The sequence below is a fragment of the Campylobacter sp. CFSAN093229 genome, from assembly GCF_011068225.1.
In the GTDB taxonomy this organism is placed as follows: Bacteria; Campylobacterota; Campylobacteria; order Campylobacterales; family Campylobacteraceae; genus Campylobacter_D; species Campylobacter_D jejuni.
Genome location: NZ_JAAMXB010000016.1, coordinates 1 through 19,452, shown reverse-complemented (window position 1 = coordinate 19,452; position 19,452 = coordinate 1). Strand labels below are relative to the sequence as shown.

Annotated in this window: 19 protein-coding genes; 8 read left to right on the top strand and 11 right to left on the bottom strand. The window is 29.7% G+C overall.

The genetic code is table 11. From position 1 onward, the window contains the following. Positions 1-16 precede the first annotated feature (16 nt). From kdsB to FBE93_RS08015, 4 genes are read right to left on the bottom strand one after another with little or no spacing between them, the layout of a single operon-like run. Positions 17-736 carry a 3-deoxy-manno-octulosonate cytidylyltransferase gene (gene kdsB, locus FBE93_RS08030; RefSeq protein ID WP_165434354.1) on the bottom strand — a complete coding sequence of 240 codons (720 nt, stop codon included), beginning with the start codon at positions 734-736 and terminating at the stop codon, positions 17-19. Then, positions 733-2,145, bottom strand: coding sequence for a threonine synthase (gene thrC, locus FBE93_RS08025; RefSeq protein WP_002933584.1), 1,413 nt, complete (start codon positions 2,143-2,145; stop codon positions 733-735). Before thrC ends, kdsB begins: the two co-directional genes overlap by 4 nt. Next, positions 2,142-3,068: a tetraacyldisaccharide 4'-kinase gene (locus FBE93_RS08020; protein ID WP_002933583.1), complete on the bottom strand. Its 927-nt coding sequence runs from the start codon at positions 3,066-3,068 to the stop codon at positions 2,142-2,144. Before FBE93_RS08020 ends, thrC begins: the two co-directional genes overlap by 4 nt. A gap of 3 nt (positions 3,069-3,071) precedes the next feature. Further along, positions 3,072-3,812, bottom strand: coding sequence for an NAD+ synthase (locus tag FBE93_RS08015; protein ID WP_002933582.1), 741 nt, complete (start codon positions 3,810-3,812; stop codon positions 3,072-3,074). Between the two features lie 73 nt (positions 3,813-3,885). Here FBE93_RS08015 and FBE93_RS08010 point away from each other — a divergent pair, with 73 nt between their 5' ends. After that, positions 3,886-4,482 (top strand): MBL fold metallo-hydrolase, encoded by a 597-nt coding sequence (locus FBE93_RS08010; RefSeq protein WP_002933581.1) that lies wholly within the window; start codon positions 3,886-3,888, stop codon positions 4,480-4,482. A gap of 11 nt (positions 4,483-4,493) precedes the next feature. Continuing rightward, positions 4,494-4,799 carry a hypothetical protein gene (locus tag FBE93_RS08005; protein WP_002933580.1) on the top strand — a complete coding sequence of 102 codons (306 nt, stop codon included), beginning with the start codon at positions 4,494-4,496 and terminating at the stop codon, positions 4,797-4,799. Positions 4,800-4,839: 40 nt separating this feature from the next. Here FBE93_RS08005 and FBE93_RS08000 read toward each other — a convergent pair whose 3' ends face one another. Genes FBE93_RS08000 through murJ form a run of 7 tightly spaced genes read right to left on the bottom strand, consistent with a single transcriptional unit; the run spans position 4,840 to position 13,419 of the window. Continuing rightward, positions 4,840-5,619, bottom strand: a complete 780-nt coding sequence (locus FBE93_RS08000) for an enoyl-ACP reductase (RefSeq protein ID WP_002933573.1) — start codon at positions 5,617-5,619, stop codon at positions 4,840-4,842. Beyond that, positions 5,619-6,515 carry a 4-hydroxy-tetrahydrodipicolinate synthase gene (gene dapA / locus FBE93_RS07995; RefSeq protein ID WP_002933570.1) on the bottom strand — a complete coding sequence of 299 codons (897 nt, stop codon included), beginning with the start codon at positions 6,513-6,515 and terminating at the stop codon, positions 5,619-5,621. Before dapA ends, FBE93_RS08000 begins: the two co-directional genes overlap by 1 nt. Further along, positions 6,508-7,758 (bottom strand): pitrilysin family protein, encoded by a 1,251-nt coding sequence (locus FBE93_RS07990; protein WP_002933568.1) that lies wholly within the window; start codon positions 7,756-7,758, stop codon positions 6,508-6,510. The genes dapA and FBE93_RS07990 overlap by 8 nt, the downstream gene beginning before the upstream one ends. Next, entirely contained in the window at positions 7,755-8,813 is a 1,059-nt protein-coding gene (locus FBE93_RS07985) for a quinone-dependent dihydroorotate dehydrogenase (RefSeq protein WP_002933567.1), read from the bottom strand. The genes FBE93_RS07990 and FBE93_RS07985 overlap by 4 nt, the downstream gene beginning before the upstream one ends. 31 nt (positions 8,814-8,844) lie before the next feature. Beyond that, positions 8,845-10,587: an ABC transporter ATP-binding protein gene (locus FBE93_RS07980; protein ID WP_165434353.1), complete on the bottom strand. Its 1,743-nt coding sequence runs from the start codon at positions 10,585-10,587 to the stop codon at positions 8,845-8,847. After that, positions 10,580-11,968, bottom strand: coding sequence for a cysteine--tRNA ligase (gene cysS, locus FBE93_RS07975; protein WP_059110912.1), 1,389 nt, complete (start codon positions 11,966-11,968; stop codon positions 10,580-10,582). Before cysS ends, FBE93_RS07980 begins: the two co-directional genes overlap by 8 nt. Beyond that, positions 11,968-13,419 carry a murein biosynthesis integral membrane protein MurJ gene (gene murJ / locus FBE93_RS07970; protein WP_165434352.1) on the bottom strand — a complete coding sequence of 484 codons (1,452 nt, stop codon included), beginning with the start codon at positions 13,417-13,419 and terminating at the stop codon, positions 11,968-11,970. The genes cysS and murJ overlap by 1 nt, the downstream gene beginning before the upstream one ends. A 103-nt stretch (positions 13,420-13,522) precedes the next feature. Here murJ and FBE93_RS07965 point away from each other — a divergent pair, with 103 nt between their 5' ends. Genes FBE93_RS07965 through murF form a run of 6 tightly spaced genes read left to right on the top strand, consistent with a single transcriptional unit; the run spans position 13,523 to position 19,383 of the window. Beyond that, a complete protein-coding gene (locus FBE93_RS07965) occupies positions 13,523-15,382 on the top strand; it encodes a flagellar assembly protein A (RefSeq protein WP_002933559.1) in 1,860 nt (619 codons plus the stop codon). Continuing rightward, positions 15,358-15,909 (top strand): Holliday junction branch migration protein RuvA, encoded by a 552-nt coding sequence (ruvA, locus tag FBE93_RS07960; RefSeq protein ID WP_002933558.1) that lies wholly within the window; start codon positions 15,358-15,360, stop codon positions 15,907-15,909. Before FBE93_RS07965 ends, ruvA begins: the two co-directional genes overlap by 25 nt. A 9-nt stretch (positions 15,910-15,918) precedes the next feature. Then, positions 15,919-16,959, top strand: a complete 1,041-nt coding sequence (locus FBE93_RS07955; protein WP_002933557.1) for a D-alanine--D-alanine ligase — start codon at positions 15,919-15,921, stop codon at positions 16,957-16,959. Between the two features lie 59 nt (positions 16,960-17,018). After that, positions 17,019-17,234: a type II toxin-antitoxin system Phd/YefM family antitoxin gene (locus FBE93_RS07950; protein ID WP_002852622.1), complete on the top strand. Its 216-nt coding sequence runs from the start codon at positions 17,019-17,021 to the stop codon at positions 17,232-17,234. 1 nt (position 17,235) lies between these two features. Further along, entirely contained in the window at positions 17,236-17,955 is a 720-nt protein-coding gene (locus tag FBE93_RS07945; RefSeq protein WP_002933556.1) for an alpha/beta hydrolase, read from the top strand. Continuing rightward, the gene (gene murF / locus FBE93_RS07940) at positions 17,956-19,383 is read left to right on the top strand and encodes a UDP-N-acetylmuramoyl-tripeptide--D-alanyl-D-alanine ligase (protein ID WP_002933550.1); all 1,428 of its coding nucleotides are present in this window, start codon (positions 17,956-17,958) and stop codon (positions 19,381-19,383) included. The last annotated feature ends 69 nt before the right edge of the window (positions 19,384-19,452 follow it).

Genomic DNA, 19,452 nt, shown 5'->3' with positions numbered 1-19,452 from the left:
CCGTTTTGGGGTGGAGTTATTTTTCTAAATAAATTTTTAAAGCCCTTTCATAGTCTTCTTTAGTATCAATCCCCATGCTTGTTGTTGAAATTTCAAGCATTTTGATTTTTTTACCATTTTCTATAGCTCTTAATTGCTCTAATTTTTCCGCTCTTTCAAGTGCAGAACTTGATAAAGAACAAAATTCCCTTAAAGCTTTGACACTATAAGCATAAATGCCTAAATGCCCTTTAAAACTTTCCTCGTAATTTTCTCTTTCATAAGGGATTTTAGCTCTTGAAAAATACAAAGCATACCCTTCTTTATCACAAAGCACTTTAACCAGATTAGGATCCATAGCTTCTTCTTGAGTAATTTTTTTATAACAACTCGCCATAAAAGCTTTTTTATCCAAGCAAGAACTTGCAAATTCTTTAAATTTTAATAAATTTTCACATTCTATAAAAGGCTCATCAGCTTGGACATTGATAATAATCTCATTATCTTTTAAAGCTAGTTTCTTACAAGCTTCATTAATCCTATCCGTACCACTTTCATGATCTTTGCTTGTTAAAACCGCATTTAGACCATATTCTTTAGCGATACTTAAAACCTTTTCATCATCTAAAGCTATACAAACTTCATCTACATTACTTACCCTTCTTGCAGTAGCCACAAACATAGGCACTCCACCTATATCACATAAAATTTTCTCATGAAAACGACTTGATTTTAATCTTGCAGGGATAATAATCATTTTTGCATCCAATCTAAAATTTCTTTTTTTATATTTCTGGCTTCAAATACCTTTTCATCGCTATTTTTCAAATCAAATAAAGCCAAAATTTCATCTTTAACTTGGACATTAAACTCTTTAGCTATAAATTTTAAATCTTCTTTTTCATTCTTAGAATCCCTATCATATAAAGCTTTTATCATACTTGGAGTAAATTTTGTCCATTCTGCTGTAGAAGTGATAATGCTAGGTTTTAAAGGATCAAGCATTTTAAAACAAGTTGCGGTATGCGGATCGATTAAAATCTTGCTTTGTTTGATAAATTGCATACATTCTTCATCGGTGCAAAAATCCGCCTCAAAATCTTCTTGCAAACTTTGTAATTCTTCTTTTTCAAGTTTAAAATATCTCTCATTTTTTAACAAATTCATCAGTTCTTTAGTTCTTTTATCTTTAAATTTCGCAAACAAAAGTCTTTCGATATTAGATGAAATAAGTATATCCATAGCTGGAGAAATAGTCTTCTTAAGACTTTTTTCACGCAAATCATAAACGCCCTGATTAAAAAATTCACTCAAAATATTATTCGCATTTGAAGCGATTTTGATTTTTGAAATTTTAGCTCCCATTTTTTTAGCATAAAAAGCCCCTAAAGCATTGCCAAAATTTCCACTTGGAACGATGATTTGTACTTCTTCTAAAAACTCATTAAAAAGTTTTAAACTCGCATAATAATGATAAATAATCTGAAATAAAATACGCCCAAAATTTACAGAATTAGCTGCACAAAGCTCATAATTTAAAGCTTTAATTTCGTTTTGAAAATCTTTTGAAAAAAGCAATTCTTTTAAAGTGCGTTGCGCTGCGTCAAAATCCTCATCTATGGCAAAAACTTTCAAATTATCCTTATCTAAAGCTTGCATTTGCAACTCTTGAACTCCACTTGTGCCACCTTTTGGATACATACAAGCTACTTTAACATTTTTTGCATTTTCAAAACTTTTTAAAGTTGCAGGCCCTGTATCGCCACTTGTAGCACAGATAATTAAAATATTCTTATCCTTTGAAAATTCGCTTAAAAGCACGCCAAAAGGCTGTAAAGCCATATCTTTAAAAGCTCTTGTAGGCCCATGCCAAAGCTCGTTAATATAGGTTTTTTCAGAGATTTTTTGCAAAGAAATAGGTGTATTTTTATCATCAAAGCTTTCATAACTTTTCAAAGCCTTTTTAAAAAGCTCTTCTTCGCCAAAACCAAAACTTTCTATAAGCTTTAAAGCAAAATCTTTATAAGATAAATTGGCATATTTTTCTCCTTCAAAAATAGGTAAATTTAAAGGCGAATAAAGTCCTCCTTCTGGAGCGTTTGGGTTAATCAAAGCTTCCTTAAAGCTTGATACGTTATTTACATTTCTACTCTCGACCAATTTCACTGTTCAAACTCCTTGATATAAGTTTTTATTTTTTCTCTTAATGAATCTTTTAATTCTATATTTAATTCTATAATTTGACATTTAAAACCAAAATCTTTAACTTTAACAAAATCCTTAAAAGTAAGCATTAGTGTATCGCAATTATGTTTTTTTAGCAAATTTTCTAATTCTTCTTTTTTAAACTCATAATGATCTTTAAAAAAATAACAAGCCCTTGCTTTAATAAAATGCTCATACAATCTAAAAGGTTTAGCAATAGCAGTTACCAAAACAGCCTTTGGATTTTCTTTTACAAAAGAATAACGCACAAAATCTCTACCTTCTAATGCAATAAAATCAGCCCTTTTTTCATAAAATTTTGGCAAACGATAAGCTCCACTTGGTAAAGTAAAATTAAAATAAGGTTTGATTTTACTTTCAAGTAAAATATCAAATTTTTTAATATGAAATTTAGAAAAAGCATCATCAAGTACAACGATTTTAGCTCCCAATTCAAAAGCTTTTTCAATACCTTTTACTCTATCTTCGCTCACAATCACACCTTTGATATTTTCTTCAAAAGCATACTCCATAGCTTCATCGCCACTTTGTGTTAAAGTGCATAAAATTTCATTTTGATTTTTAACAACAAACAAACCTTTAGACTTTCTTTTATAGCCTCTAAGTACTATAAAAACGCCATCAAATTCCCTTGCTATAGCTTTGCAAAGCGGGGTTTTTCCATTACCCCCAAAACTTAAATTACCAACGCTAATAACAGGTTTTTTAAAAACTATTTTTTTACGAAAAAAAGTATTTAAAATCGCAAAAAAAGCATAAAACACACTTAAGGGAAAAAGTATAAAAGCAAGGCATTTTTGCCAAAAATTAGGCTTAAAAAAATAATTATCAAGCCAAAGTTCATAATTTTTTTCTTCACTCATTGTTTAAATTTCCAAAATTTCAGGCATTTTTCCCTTAAAAGCATTTTTTTGCATGCGATTTTTTAATATAGCAATCAAAGAAAGATCAAGCGTTCTTAAAAGTTTTTCATCATTAGTTTCTAAGGCTTTTAAACCTTCATCGATTTTTGCATAAGAAAAACCTAAATCCCCCTCATCGCTTTGATTTTCCCAAAGATCCGCACTTGGAGCTTTTTTGATGAAATTTTCATGCAAGTTAAGGTATTTTGCTAAGGCATAAATTTCACTTTTATAAAGCGATCCTATAGGGTTAAAAGCATAAGCTAAATCACCATAAATCGTACCATAACCTAATAGTAATTCGCTTTTATTAGAAGTGCCTATGACTAAAGAATTTTTCAAAGCAGAATAATCATAAAGCAAACTCATTCTAATACGTGCTGCAAAATTTCCTAAAGATACTAGAGTGGTATTTTCACTTTGTTTTATAAAAGCATCTAAAATACCTTGAATTTCTATGATTTTATACTCAAGATTTAAATCCGCACAAAGCCTTAAAGCATCTTCAAGATTGGCTTTATTTGAAATTTTAGTTGGCATTAAAAGAGCAAAAACATTCTCTTTTAAAGCTCTTTTGCAAAGTGTTGCTACTAAAGCAGAATCAATCCCGCCACTAAGCCCCAAAACCACACCTTGACTTTGAGAATTTTTCACTTTTTCTTGTATAAAATCACACATTTTTTCCGTAATCTTTTGCCAATCCATAAAGCTTGCCTTTTAAAAATTTAATGTATAATTATATTTATTTAAGGCAAATTTTTTATTAAAGAGGTAAAAAATGCAAATTATCAAACAAGCTTGTGGAGTTTATGAAACTAATTGCTATATTTTATTTGGTGAGCATGGAGAAATTATCATTGATCCTGGTTTTGATGCACTAAATTTCATCAAAAAACATGTAAAAAATCCTTTAGCGATTTTAAATACTCACGGGCATTATGATCATATTTGGGATAATGCCAAGGTTAAAAAAGAATATAATATCCCTATTTACATTCACAAAAACGATGCTTTTATGCTTGATGATCCCTTTAATCAAGGTTTTAAGCCAAGCAAGGCTGATATTTTAATCGATAATGAAAACATTTTAAATATTTGCGGTATTGATTTTAAATTTCACTTTTTACCAGGACACACACCAGGTTGCACCATGATAGAAATTGTAGGTAAAAATATCATGTTTAGTGGAGATTTTTTATTTTATAGAAGCATAGGAAGATGGGATTTTCCTTATTCAGATGCAAATTTAATGAAACAAAGCTTAGAAAAAGTTATGACTTACAAAGAAGATTTTAAACTTTTACCAGGACATGGACAAGAGACTACTTTAAAAGAAGAGCAAGTCCATCTACCCTCTTGGCTTAGATATTTTTAAGGTATATTAAAATGGAATTAGATCAAATTTTATTATATGCTTTTATTTTTTTAAATCTTTTTGCCTTTTTGGGTTTATTTTTGGGAAATAAAAAGAAAAATCAATTTAACGATAAAAAATTTTATAAAATCTGCCCATGTAAAAAAATGGCAGAAAATGGATCTTTAAGTACGATTTGTATTTATTCAGCTGTGGGAGGATTTTTTTACAGCGTATTATCTATAGGTTTTGTAGGTTTTGGCAATTGGACTTTAAATTTTATTTTTTTACTTGCATTATTAAGTGTTTTTTTAGGATGGAAATTAAAACTTGATTGAAAAATATTTTTAAGAAAAATCCATTGATTTTTCTTAATTTTTATTTAAAAGTTGTACCACCATCAACGATGAAAGTATGTCCTGTTACCCAACTTGCCTTACTTGAACAAAGAAAAAGACATGCTCCAGCCAAATCTTCAGGCTGCCCCATGCGATTTAAAGGGCTTAAATTTATAGTAGCCTGTTTTACTTCTTCATAATTTGTAAAAGCTCTTAAAGCATCAGTTTCAATAGGCCCACCACTTACGACATTTACACGGATATTTTTTTCTCCAAGTTCAGTAGCCGCATATCTTGCCATAGCTTCTACGGCAGCTTTTGCTGTGCCATGACCTGAATAATTTTCTATATACACTAAATTTCCTGTAGATGAGATAGAAATAATGCTTCCAACCCCTACTTTTTCCATTCTTTTAGCTGCTTCTTGTGCGCCCACAACAAAAGCATTAACTGTGGCTGTAAAGATGTTATTAATTCCTTTTGGTTTTAACTTCATAAATTTAGTATAACCACCTACAACCGCACGTCCTGAAATGATAGCATTTGAGATAAAATAATCCACCCTATCAAAATCCACATCAATTTTTTCAAAAAGTTCTTTATAAGTTTCAGGTTCTAAGATATTAAACTCATAAGCTCTAGCTTTGATTTTATAATTTTTCTCCAAATCTTGCACCATTTCATCAGCAATTTGTGCATTGGAATTATAAGTAAAAGCTATATTTGCACCCACTTTAGCAAATTCATAAACTATAGCTTTGCCTATCCCGCGAGTTCCACCGCTGATTACTAAAGTTTTTCCTTGAAATTCTGTATTCATTAAAATCCTTTGATCTTATATTTTTTCATCACTTCTTCAATTTTAGCAAAATTTTCCTTACTTGGAGGACAAAGAGGAAGTCTAAACTCCAAACTTTCTATCAATCCAGCTATATACATAGCCGTTTTAATAGGAATAGGATTACTTTCGCAAAATAAAATTTTATTGATATTATAAAGCTCATCATTGATTTTTTTAGCTTCTTTATAATTTTCATCTAAAGCAAAATGAGTTAAAGCGCTAATCATATCGGGTAATAAATTTGAAGTTACTGAAATCACTCCCTTTCCACCATTTGAAAGTATAGGATAATTGATCGCATCTTCTCCCGAAATAAGCATCATTCTAGGTTCGTGCGCAAGCAAATCCACACACTTATCGATATTTCCACTCGCTTCTTTTACTCCATAAATATTTTCACAACCTCTAAAAAGCTTGATAATAGTATCTGTTGAAATTTCACAACCTGTTCTTCCTGGAACATTATATAAAAGCACAGGAATATCTACACTTTGCGCAATAGCCTTATAATGCTCATAAAGTCCTTGTTGTGTAGGTTTATTATAATACGGTGCCACACTTAAAATCCCATCAGCACCATGTTCTTTAGCAAATTTAGCCAAACCCACTGCCTCATGAGTTGCATTACTTCCCGCACCTGCTAAAACCTTAACCTTAGTTCCTTTGCAAGTTTCAACGGCTATTTCTATGCAAGTTCTATGTTCTTCATGGGTTAAAGTTGCACTTTCTCCTGTTGTTCCTACTGGAACTACTGCATCGATGCCATTTTTTATTTGTCTTTTAATCAATCTTGCATAACTTTGCTCATCAACTTTTCCATTTTTAAACGGTGTAATAAGAGCAGTCATCGCCCCAATGATAATATTTTTATCCATTTGAATCCTTTCTTAGAATTACCGTAGTTGAATTTTCTTGAATAAAATATTTTTTAGCACAAGAAATCAAATCTTTTAATTCCAAATTTTGTATATCTTTCTCATAATTTAACAAAGGATCGATATCCCCTCTTGCTAGATATGAACCATAAATATTTGCCACTGCACTAGCATTGTTAAGTGAGAAAATAAAATCACTCTTGACATTATTTTTCACTCTTTGCAAATCTTTTTGAGAAATTGTACCCATTTTAAGTTTATCAATGATTTTTAAAAGCTCTTTTTCTACTTTTTCTGCATTAACATTGGGGTTACAATTACAAATAAAAATAAATAAATTTTCATCTATACAATCATTAACATAAGCATAATAATCATTGATTAAATTTAATTTATCAATCAAAATTTCACTCATTAAAGAACTTTTCCCACTTCCTAAAAGCTCAGATAAAGCATTTAAAGCAGGTATATTTTTGTGCTTGAAATTTGGAATTTTATAAGCAAGGGCTAATAGTTCAGTATCTGAGTTTTTATGCAAATATATTCTTTTTGCTCCATCTTGCTTAGGCTCTTTTGTGTGAATTTTAGGTATAGTCTTAGTATTTTTAATCTTTTCAAAATGTTTTTTTGAAAGATCAAAAACTTCTTTACTTTCTATATCGCCACTTACAAGTAAAATCGCATTTTTAGGTTGATAGTAAATACTGTGAAATTCTTTAATATCCTCAATGCTCCAATTTTCTATATCTTTAAAAAAACCTATAGGAGTCCAATGATAAGGATGATACATAAATGCATGATTAAAAAGTCTAAAATAAAGATATCCTAAAGGGTTATTATCTGTTCTCCATCTACGCTCTTCTAAAACCACTGCTCTTTCAGGCTGAAATTCTTCATCTTTTAAATTTAAATTCGCCATAAGTTCCGCAAAAAGCTCTAAAGCTTTATCTAAATTTTTCTTCGCACATTTAATATAATAATGAGTATAGTCAAAACCTGTGCTTGCATTATCCACACCACCAAAACCTTTAACAATCTCATCAAATTCGCCAGCTTTTAAATTTTTAGTACTTTTAAAATTTAAATGTTCTAGCATATGAGCTATGCCGCTTTTTCCCATAATCTCATTTCTTGAACCCACTTTATAAAAAATATCAACGCTAATCACATCGCTATTTTTATTTACAGGCAAAGCATAAACTTCAAGCTTGTTTTTTAATTGAATTTTTTCATAAGCAATCATTTTAAATTTACCCCAACAGCTTCGCTAATGTGTAAAAAACCATCTTTTCTTAAAAGCTCTATAAGATTTTGATTGATATTTTTTACCAAAGAAGAACCTTTAAAAATCAAAGCTGTATAAACTTGCACCAAATTAGCCCCATTTTTAATACGCTCATAAGCAATATCAGCACTATCAATCCCTCCACTTGCAATAAGCAAGGTTTTGCCAAAAAGAATTTTAGCTACTTCTTTGAAAAAAATACCACTTTTTTCCGTAATCAGTCTTCCACTAATACCACCAAAAGTACGACTATTATCTAATAAACTATAATCAACACTAGTATTGGCTAATATAAATCCATCTGCACCCTTTTTAATAGCATTTTCACATAAATTTAAAGCATCATCTATTTTCATATCGGGAGCAATTTTTATCAAAATAGGCTTAGAAGTGATTTTTTTAGCTTCTTCAAGCAAGGTATTTAAAAAATCATCATTTTGCAATTCTCTTAAATTCTTAGTATTAGGAGATGAGATATTAACGATAAAATAATCACACAAATCCTTAAAATCTCTAAACAAAGTAAAATAATCCTCCAAGGCTTTATCATTTGGAGTAATTTTATTTTTCCCTATATTTATCCCTAAAGGCAAAACAAAAGGATAGGTTTTTGCAAGTCTTAAAGCAATCTTTTCAGCACCTTCGTTGTTAAAACCCATAGCATTTTGTATACTTTCTTGTTTTACAAGTCTAAATAGGCGTGGTTTTTCATTGCCTTCTTGAGGTTTTGGAGTAAAGGTTCCCACTTCCAAAAAGCCAAATCCTAAAGCACTCAAAGGTCTTATCATAGTGGCATTTTTATCAAAGCCTCCTGCTAAACCCACAGGATTATTAAAATCAAGTCCAAGTAAATTTTGTCTTAAACTCTCATCATCAACTATATATTTGTGTGCTAAAAAACTTAAAGCTCCTGGAAAACTAGCACTTAAAGCCCTTAAGCTATATTCAACCAAAGCATGTGCATGCTCAGGGTTTAACTTAAAAAGTAAAGGTTTTATCATTTCATAAGCCATTTTTTAATCCTTTTTAAAATTCTAACTAAAATTAACTAAAGCTAGGCTTTGTTTTTTCTTTGTTTTTAAATTTTTGATATAAAGAACAAGTTTGTAAAAGCTCTTCATCTTTACCTATTGCCAATATCTTGCCCTTATCCAATACTACTATTTTATCTGCATTTTCTATAGTGCTTAAACGATGCGCAACTACTAAAATCAATCTATCTTGTTTTAAATTTTCTATAGTTTTAACTATTGCTTTTTCACTTTCATTATCCAAAGCTGAAGTTGCTTCATCAAAAATAAGCACATCAGGATTTTTATATAAAGCTCTAGCGATTGCTATTCTTTGTTTTTGTCCTCCGCTTAAATTCTTACCGTGCTCTTTTACTTCAGCCCAAATCCCGCCCATTTCTTTAACAAATTCATAAGCATTGGCCAATTTTAAAGCTTGGACGACTTTTTCTTCTTCTAACTCTTCGCTATAAGCAATATTTGCAGCAAAACTATCATTAAAAAGATAAATATTTTGCGTTACAAGTCCTATTTTAGCATGTAAACTTTCTATGGTAAAAGTGCTAATATCTTCTTGATTGAGTAAAATTTTACCTTTTTGCTTTTCATAAAAATACATCAAAAGATTAATAATAGAAGATTTACCACTCCCGCTTGTTCCTACAAGAGCAAGCATTTGCCCTTTAGTAAAATCAAAATTTATGCCTTTTAAGACGCTTTTATGTGGGTTTTCATAAGCAAATTCAACATTTTCAAAGCTAATTCTTTCAATGTTTTTTAATTCTTTGCTTCCACCTTTAATTTGAGGTTCTAAATCCAATAAATAAAAAGTTCTTTCACTTGCCGCAACAGCACCTTGAAGTTTTCCATATAAAGAAGAAAGGCGTTTTAGTGGGGTATATATCGCAAAAAGCGCTGAAACAAAGCTGATAAAACTTCCCACGCTCATAGAACCATTGATAACCTCTCTACCTCCTACGATAATCACCACAGCAACTCCAATTGAACCCATCATATCCATCAAAGGGCTTGTAAGCGCATCAATGCGTGCGGATTTTAGGTTTAATTTAAATAAAGCATCATTATGCTTAGCAAATTTATCACTTTCTTTTTTTTCATTATCGTTAGCTTTGATCAATTCAATATTTGAAAAAATTTCACCCAAATAAGAAAGTAAATCCGAATTTGTCTCTTGTATATTTCTTGCATATTTTTTAAGTCTTTTAGCAAACCACGCCAAAGGGAAAATAGCTAAAGGCAAAACCACTAAAGCAAAAAAAGCCAAAGTAGGACTTTGATACAAGACTACCAAAAGCAGTCCTATAGCAGTTAAAAGCTCTCTAAAAAAATCAGGAATAATGTTTGATACTATGCTTTGAAGCGCATTAATATCATTAGTGCAACGACTTACAAGCTCTCCACTTCTATAGCGTTTAAAAAAATCCATATCCAAGCGTAAAATATTTTTTAAAACCCTAGCACGCAATACTCTTAACATATCTGTTCCTATAAAAGAAACATAAAAACTTTGTAAATAAGTTCCAAGATTTTTAAAAAAATACATCAATACTAGCAAAAAAGGTACTGTATAAAGTAAAGCTTCATTTTTTTCAACAAAAATATAATTTAAAATAGGTTCTAAAGCATAAAAACTTCCAGCAGTTCCTCCACTTGCTAAAATCATACCAAAAATAGCTATAGCAAATTGTTTCCAATATCTTTTATAAAAGGGCTTAAAGCGTATTAAAACCTCTTTTAAATTCATCTCATTATACATTCATTTTCTCCCAAATTGTTCCATTTGGAGTATCTAAAAGAGTGATTTTTTTACTACTTAATTGCTCCCTTATTGCATCAGCTGTGTTAAAATCTTTGTTTTTCTTAGCCTCAGTTCTTTCTAAAATTAACTTTTCAATTTCTTCTCGTTCTTCTTTGCTTACGCCCCATTGAAAATATAAAGTTGTATCCATAAAACCAAAGCCAAAAATTTTAGCTAGCTCACTTAAAGCTTCTTTGATATTTTGTTTTAAAATTTTGTTTTTACTTTCTTTATCCAACTCTAAATTTGCATTACCGATAAAATCATCTAAAAGAGCTAAGGCTTTAGAAATATTTAAATCATCATTTAAAATCTCTAAAATTTGCTTAGCAATTTCGCTTTTTATTTCAATATCATTTAAAACATCAAAATCAGAAATTTCACCTAAATCCAATCTTTTTTTAAGGCGATAAAATTTATCTAAACGTTTTTTAGTATTTTCTAAATCTGAAAAAGAATAGTTAAAATGGGATCTATAATGAGAACTCAAAAGATAAAATCTTAAAGCCTCGCCCATAAATTCTTTTAAAGCATCTTTTATGAAAAAACTATTATTTAAACTTTTACTCATTTTCTCACCATCGATTTTTACAAAACCATTGTGAAGCCAAATATTCGCTAATTTTCTCTTACATCCACAACGACATTGTGCAGCTTCATTTTCATGATGAGGAAAAAGCAAATCTATCCCTCCAGCATGTATATCAAGAGTATTTTCAAAAATAGAATCAATCATAGCAACACATTCAGTATGCCAACCTGGACGCCCTTTACCAAATTCACTTTCGTAAAAATTTTCATCAAATTTCCAAAGCACAAAATCGCTTTCATTTCTTTTTTGCACTTCATTACTTAAACGAGAGATATTTTCTTCTAAATTGCGATTTGATAGGCTTAAATATTTTTCATCTTTACTTGTATCAAAATAAATTCCATCTTCTAGAGTATAAATAAACCCATCCTTAGCAAGCTTTTTAATCAAATCAAGCATAGCTGTTATATAATGCGTTGCACGAGGCTTGAAATCAGGATCTAATACATTTAAAACCCTCATATCCTCTTCATAACTTTTGATATAAAATTCCGTAATTTCCTGTAAAGTTTGACCGCTTTGAGCCATTTTTTTTAAAATTTTATCATCAATATCTGTATAATTTCTAGCAAATTTTACCCTATTGCCCTGAGCAAGTAAAACCCTACGCAAAAGATCAAAACAAACACTACTTCTTGCATGTCCTAAATGTGCATCATCATAAACCGTAGGCCCGCATAAATAAATACTAATATCTTTTTTATCAAGTTTTATTTTCTCTTTTGTTACACTGTCTAATAATCTCATTAAAAAACTCCTTTAAAACTTGTAAAAATTCCTATAAAAAAACTTAAAATATAAGGTTTAATCAAAATAAGTAAGATCGTAAAAACAATCAAAGCAACTATAACCAACAAGCAAATTTTAATAGATATTAAAGCAAAAAATTTCTTAAAACCAAATTCTTTGATATTGGCTCCAAGCAAATAAAAAGCACTAATAGAGCTTGAAAGTGCTACTGCAATAACCTTTAAACTTTCATCTTTAATCAAAAATATAAAAGCTATAGAACATAAAGCACTGATAATTAAAGATTTTACCGCGATCCAAGCTGCTGTTTTTTGTTTAAATTTTGCATAAAGCCATAAAGAAAAAAGCTTTTGCAAACCAAAAGGTAAAAGTCCTATAAGATAAGCAATCAAAACATAAGCCGTAATCACACTATCTTCATGGGTAAAATTTCCCCTTTCAAATAAAAGCTTTGAAATTTCCAAAGCAAACACAGAACCTATAATACTAGAAGCAATAAGCAAAATGCTTAAAAGCACTAATGCTCTTTGCATAAATTTTAAGGCTAAATTTTCTTGACCACTTTTTAAATGTTTTAAAATTTTTGGAAAAGAAACTTGAGTTAAAGCAATAGCAAAAAGTGCAAGGGGGAGTTGGAAGACACGATTTGCATAATAAAGATAAGAAATACTCCCGCTCATTAAAAAACTAGCCATGGTTGTATCAAGCAATGAGCTAAATTGCGTCGCAGAAGAACCTAAAACTCCATGAAAAAAATTGCCATAAAAACCTTGTAATTTCGCCTTAGCTTTTTTAAATTTTATACTTAAAGCCATAGCATGGATTACAGGATTGTTTTTTAAAACAAGCAAATGTAAAATAAGCTGCGCCACCCCACTTAAAACCGTTGCATAAGAAAAATAATAAAGTGTATTTTGCGGCGCATTTTTATCCACAAAAAAGGCAGCTATAACAATACTTAAGTTAAATAATGCCGCAGAAAAAGAGGTAATGAAAAATTTTTGTCTATAATTTAAAATAGCTCCTAAAAAAGTAACTAAAAAAATAAAAAACAAATACCAAAAATTAATCGCCACCAAAGGAGCCGCTAAAGCTATGGTATCTGCGTTAAACCCAAAAGCAAAAAGCTTAGTGAAAAAAGAGGAGAAAAAACTTACCAAAAGACAAAATAAAAAAACTATAAAGCTAAATTGCATCATTACACTAACACAAAAAGCTCCCTTTTTTTTCGCTTTTACAAAATTAGGCAAAAAACTTTGTCCAAAAGCCCCTTCTGCAAAAATTCTTCTAAAAAAAGCAGGCATTTTTAAAGCCACAAAAAAAATATCACTATAGAGCCCTGCTCCTAAAAAAAGCGCTATTAAAACATCTCTAGCAAGCCCTAAAATTCTTGAAAATAAAATTCCTAAAGCATTGATAATAAAATTTTTAAATACTAAACTCTTCATTAAATTTTTTCATAAATTTCAAAATATAAAGAGAATTATTTTAACTAAAATTGATTAAAAATTGACTATAATTACATTCTTAATTTTTTACAAGGGGAAAGTTTTGGCTTTGGATGAAAAAATTATTGCCTATACAGAAAATCCAGCTCGAGAGCTTTTAAGCGTAGCTTCACGAACAAACCTTGGCTTAAATGAGCTTGATTTTAGTTTATTGGCATTTTCTACACAATATCGTTTTGGAGATTTAGAATGGGAAAAAATCTCTGAAAAAGAATTAACTCTTTTTGATAAAGATGAAATTTTTTTAAAAAATGATCTTCAAATCAAGCAAGAATACAAAATAGAAATTTTCCATGGTATAAACCAAAGCAAAGCATCTCAAGCAGTCAAACTAGTTGCGAATAAAAATTTAACCAAAATAGTTGCTCAAATTGATTTTACAAATTTAGACTTTCATGAAAAACTAGCACTAGAGCTTTTACAAAATATTTATAAAAAGATGTTAAAACTTAAATTTTTAATAGGTATCCGCATTTTTGATTTTAAGAAAAATTTAATGTCTTTTTGCAATCAACATAAAAATACCCCTTTAAATAAAACTATACAAATCACCGTTGCACAAGGTATTGATCCTATAGAAAGTCAAGATGAATCTCTGATCTTGACTTATAAAGAAAAAACCAAAAACTACACTATCGATGAAAAACGCTCAGGTATTATTGCTGTTGATGAAAATGAAGTTGTTTTAAAACACGCCAAATTTAAACAAGGTAAAGAAGGAAAAGACTTAAATTTGCACGCCTTAAAAGTTTTAGCCGCAAATGAAAATAAAGTTAAATTTTCTTGTTCTTCAGCTTTTAAACAAGTAGAGCAAGATGGATATACAGAATATATAGCTTTAAAAAAAGGTTATGTAGTACAAGATGGTGAAAAATTTGATATCGCCAATGAACTAGATTTTAATGGGGTAGATTTTAAAAATATAGGGATTATAAGAGCTGGACTAGACAAAAATGTCAAAATCAATATAAAATTTCTTTCAGAAGTAAAAGATGCTGTAAATTCTGGCGTTAGGATAGAATGTGAAGAATTAAATATAGTCGGAAGCGTAGGAAGCAACACTCAACTTAATGCCACTAAAATGAAAATTGAAGGCACTACACACTCTAAAGCCAAAATTCAAGCCAAACAAGCTTATATAAAAACTCATAGAGGATTTGCAGAAGCCGAAATTTTAAATATAGATTTGCTCGAAGGCGGAACAATCAAAGCCAAAGAAGTGAAAATTAAAAAAAGTTTAGGTGGAAATATACAAGCTGATAAAATCTATATAGAAAATTTAGAAAGTAATAATTCTTGTGTGTTTTTTGAAAACACCACAATAGAACACATCAACGGGGATAATAATAAATTTCATGCTAAAATTAAAACTCTTGATAAAAATTATGATGAAGAATTTGCGATTTTAGGAGAGCAAATTTCTAAGTTAAATCATAAAATAAATAAAATAAGACAATACATTTTATCAAGCAAAAATGGAATTTTAAGCGTTGAAAAAAAGATAGCAGAACTTAAAAATCAAGGTCAAAATGTTCCTGTACAATACGAAAAAGCCCTAAAAGATTTCTCTTTACAAAATCTTGAATTAAATAAACTACAAAATGAAGAAAAAGAACTTCTTGAACGCAAAAAATCTTTACAATTAGAATTAATCAATTTACAAAAAATGCTTTTTGAAGCAACTTTTATAAATAAAAGTGGCAAATGGACTGATATGAATGAGATCAAATTTTCACTTCTAGAGCCTAAAGAAGATATTTTTTACTCTTCATTTGTTAATGAAAGTGCTAAATTTATAAGTATTAAAAAAGTCATACAAAACAACCAAGAAAGTATAGAAATACATAAAAAATTAGATTATAAAGAAAAGGATATAGCATGGTTGTCGGCATCGAAGGAATAATCACAAAAAAAGAACCTACTTTTATCATTGTTAAATGCGCTAGTGGTTTAAGCTATGGGATATTTATTTCGCTTTTTTGTTCTGCTAAAATTCAAACTCAAGAAAAGCATGAGTTTTTTATTACTCAAATCATCAAAGAAGATTCTAATAAATTTTATGGCTTCTTGGATAAGGACGAGCAAAAAATGTTTGAAATGCTTTTAAAAGTCAATGGAGTGGGTGCAAATACTGCTATGGCGGTATGCTCTAGTCTTGATGTAAATTCTTTTTACAAAGCGTTAAGTTTAGGCGATGAAAGCGTACTTAAAAAAGTACCTGGAATAGGTCCAAAAAGTGCAAAACGCATTATAGTAGAACTTTCAGATACAAAAACCAAACTTGAAAATGTAAGCGATGATAAAAGCGAAGCCTTAGCCGCACTTCTTACTCTAGGCTTTAAACAAGAAAAAATCATAAGTGTTTTAGCAAGTGCTCAAGCAACAAGCACAAGCGAACTCATCAAAGAAGCTCTTAAAAAACTAGGATAAAGGAATAAAATGAAATTTGCAATACTTTTTGGCGGAAATTCTTATGAACATGAGATCAGTATAGTAAGTGCTGTGGTACTTAAAAAAGTTATCAATCAAAATTTAGAATTTATTTTTTGCGATGAAGAAAGAAGATTTTATCTCATCCCAAGTGAAAAAATGAATTCTAAAACTTTTAACACCAAAGCTTATAAAAAAGAAAAAGAACTCTTCATCAAACAAGGAGGTTTTTTTAGCAAAGGTTTTTTAAAAGAAAATAAACTAGAATGCGAATGCGTGATCAATCTTATCCATGGTAGAGATGGAGAAGATGGAAAAATTGCGGCTTTATTTGAGTTTTATTCTATTAAATTTATAGGACCTAGACTTGAAGCTAGTGCATTATCTTTTAATAAAGAACTTACCAAACTTTATGCCAAAAGCGTTGGAGTAAAAACACTTGATTATACCATACTAAGAAAAAATCAAAACTCTAAAGAAAAGCTTAGTTTTCCTTGCATTATCAAACCTGCAAGACTTGGAAGTAGTATAGGTATTAGCATAGTAAAAGATGAAAAAGATTTAGAATACGCCAAAGATGTAGGTTTTGAATTTGATAATGATCTTGTAGTAGAAGAATTTAAAAACAATATCAAAGAATACAATCTTGCAGGATGTATGATCAATGATGAGTTTGTTTTTTCCATCATAGAAGAGCCAAAGAAAAAAGAATTTTTAGACTTTGAACAAAAATATCTTAGCTTTTCAGGACACAATGAGCTTATAGAAGCGGATTTAAGCGAAGAATTAAAAGAAAAACTCAAAGATAGCTTTAAAAAAATCTACAATCCTTTGTTTAAAGGTGCTTTAATACGCTGTGATTTTTTTATACTGAATAATGAAGTATATTTAAATGAAATCAACCCAAATCCTGGTTCTTTGGCTAATTATCTTTTTAAAGATTTTAATACCACTTTAAACGCTTTAGCTGATCAAATTTCACTTGAAAAAATGATAAAAATCAATTACAACTTCCTTCACTCCATTAACGGACAAAAAGGAAAATTATAAGCTTTTAAGTCAAAATACGCTAAATTATACATAAAATTTAGCGTATTTTAGGAAGAAAAATGCTCTCTTTTAAACAAGATGAAATTTACACTGCTACTGAAGTGGTAAGAAATTTTAGCCCCATTATGGAAAAACTCAAAAAAAGCGAAAGTGGAAAAATAGTTATTTTAAAAAATAACAAATTTGAAGCTGTAATGCTTAGTATGAAGGAATTTGAACGCTTACAAAATGCCATGCAACTTTTAGAAAATATCTACAAAAATCAAAAGGCTTAAAATGGCTCAAACTCAACTTTCTTATAAAAACAAAACTTATCAAATTTCTTATGAAATTTTAGGTGATCTTTCCTTACCGCAAATACTTATCTTACACGGCTGGGGAGCCAATAAAGAACTTATGAAGCAAAGTTTTTGTCCTTTTTTAAAAGATTTTTGTCAAATTTATATGGATTTAGCAGGTTTTGGAAATTCAAGTGTGGAAGAAATTTTAAACACTCAAGATTATGCCAATATCGCAGAACTTTTTTTAAAACAAAAAAAACTCAATATCTGTTTTTTCATGGGGCATTCTTTTGGCGGAAAAGTAAGTACCCTACTCGCAAAAGAAAAAGACACTCTAATCTTACTTTCAAGTGCGGGAATTTTGGCTAAAAAATCCCTAAAAGTGCGTTTTAAAATCCGTATTTTTAAAATTTTAAAACTCTTTGGTTTGGGAAAATTTTATCGCTATTTTGCTAGTAAAGATGGAGCAAATCTTAGTCCTATGATGTATGAAACCTTTAAAAAGGTTGTTGATGAGGATTTTAGTGAAATTTTTGCCAAGCAAAAGGCTAAAAGTTTGATTTTTTGGGGAAAAAGCGATGAAGCTACACCTTTATATTGTGGCGAGAAAATGCATCAATTTTTAAAAAATAGCACTTTTTATCCTTTAGAGGGAGATCATTTTTTCTTTTTAAAACATTCTGCTTTCATAGCTCAAAAAATCAAGGAAATTTAAATGCTTATCAATACTCTTTATTTTATCAATTCTTTATTTTTTAATTTTTGTATAGCTTTTTATCTTATGAGTGCTTTACAATGGTATTCTTATAAATTTAAACGCGTGTTTTTTCATTATCATAAACCTTTGTGGCATTTGTATTTTTTATTTATTCCTTATTTTTTATTCTTAGCTTTTCCTTTACACTCTTTGGCATATTTTGCATTGATCCATACTCTGATTTTGTATTTTTGGAACAAAGGTATAGATAAAAAGCTTGTTTTTACAAGCAAGGTTAAATGGTTTTTTGTTTTTGTTTTTGTTTATAATGCTATTTTTGCTATACTTGCTTTGCGTTTTTCTTTTCTTTTTAATCTTTTTAGTCTTCCTTTTGCTTTATTGAGTCTTAAAATTTATGAGTTTTTTACAAATTTATATTATAAAAAACAAGCCAAAGCCAAACTAAGAGCCAATGAAAATTTAAAAATCATACTCATTACCGCAAGTTTTGGAAAAACAAGTATTAAAAATTTTCTATACGAACTTTTAAAAGATGACTTTAAAAGCTACAAAACACCACGCTCTGTCAATACCTTGCTAGGTATAGTTGCTGATATCAATACCAATTTAAGCCAAGATACTCAAATTTACATAGCTGAAGCAGGTGCTAGACTTAAAGGCGATATTGATGAAATCACTCGTTTTTTACAGCCTCACATCAGCATAGTAGGAGAGATAGGCAATGCACATTTAGAGTATTTTAAAAGTGTTGAAAATATCCGATCAACCAAACTTGAAGCCTTAAATTCCAAAAGACTAGAAAAGGCTTTTTTACACTCTAGTACCCAAAAAGAAGAAGATAAACTCATCAGCCTTTATGATGATAAATTAAGTCTTATTCATTCAAGTCTTGAAGGTTTAGAATTTAAAATCGATATAGAAAATAAATCCTATGATTTTAAAAGTCAAATTTTAGGGGATTTTAACGCGCAAAATCTTTGTGTTTGTATACTTTGCGCTCATTATCTTGGTATAAAGCTAGAAAAAATTCAAAAGCAAGTTTTAAATATAAACTCCGTAGAACATCGCTTGCAAGTGCTTTCAAGAGAGCCTAAATTTATCATAGATGATGGTTTTAATGGAAATTTTAAAGGTATGAGCACAAGCTATGAACTTTGTAAAAGCTATAAAGGACGCAAAGTTTTAGTAAGTCCTGGTATAGTAGAAGTAAGCGAAGAAGAAAATATAAAACTTGCTAAAATCATCAATGAGTGTTTTGATCTTGCTATCATTAGCGCACAAATCAATGCTGAAATTTTCAAAAAAGAGTTAAAAATAAAAACCATTATACTTAAAGAAAAAAGCCAGCTAGTTCAAACTCTAGCTAAAGAAACAAAAAACGGAGATTTAATACTCTTTTCAAATGATGCACCTAGTTTTATGTGATTCGCATAAGTATTTGTAAATGTCATCATTTTCAATTTGACTTTGTGCAAATACTTCCTAAACCCTAGT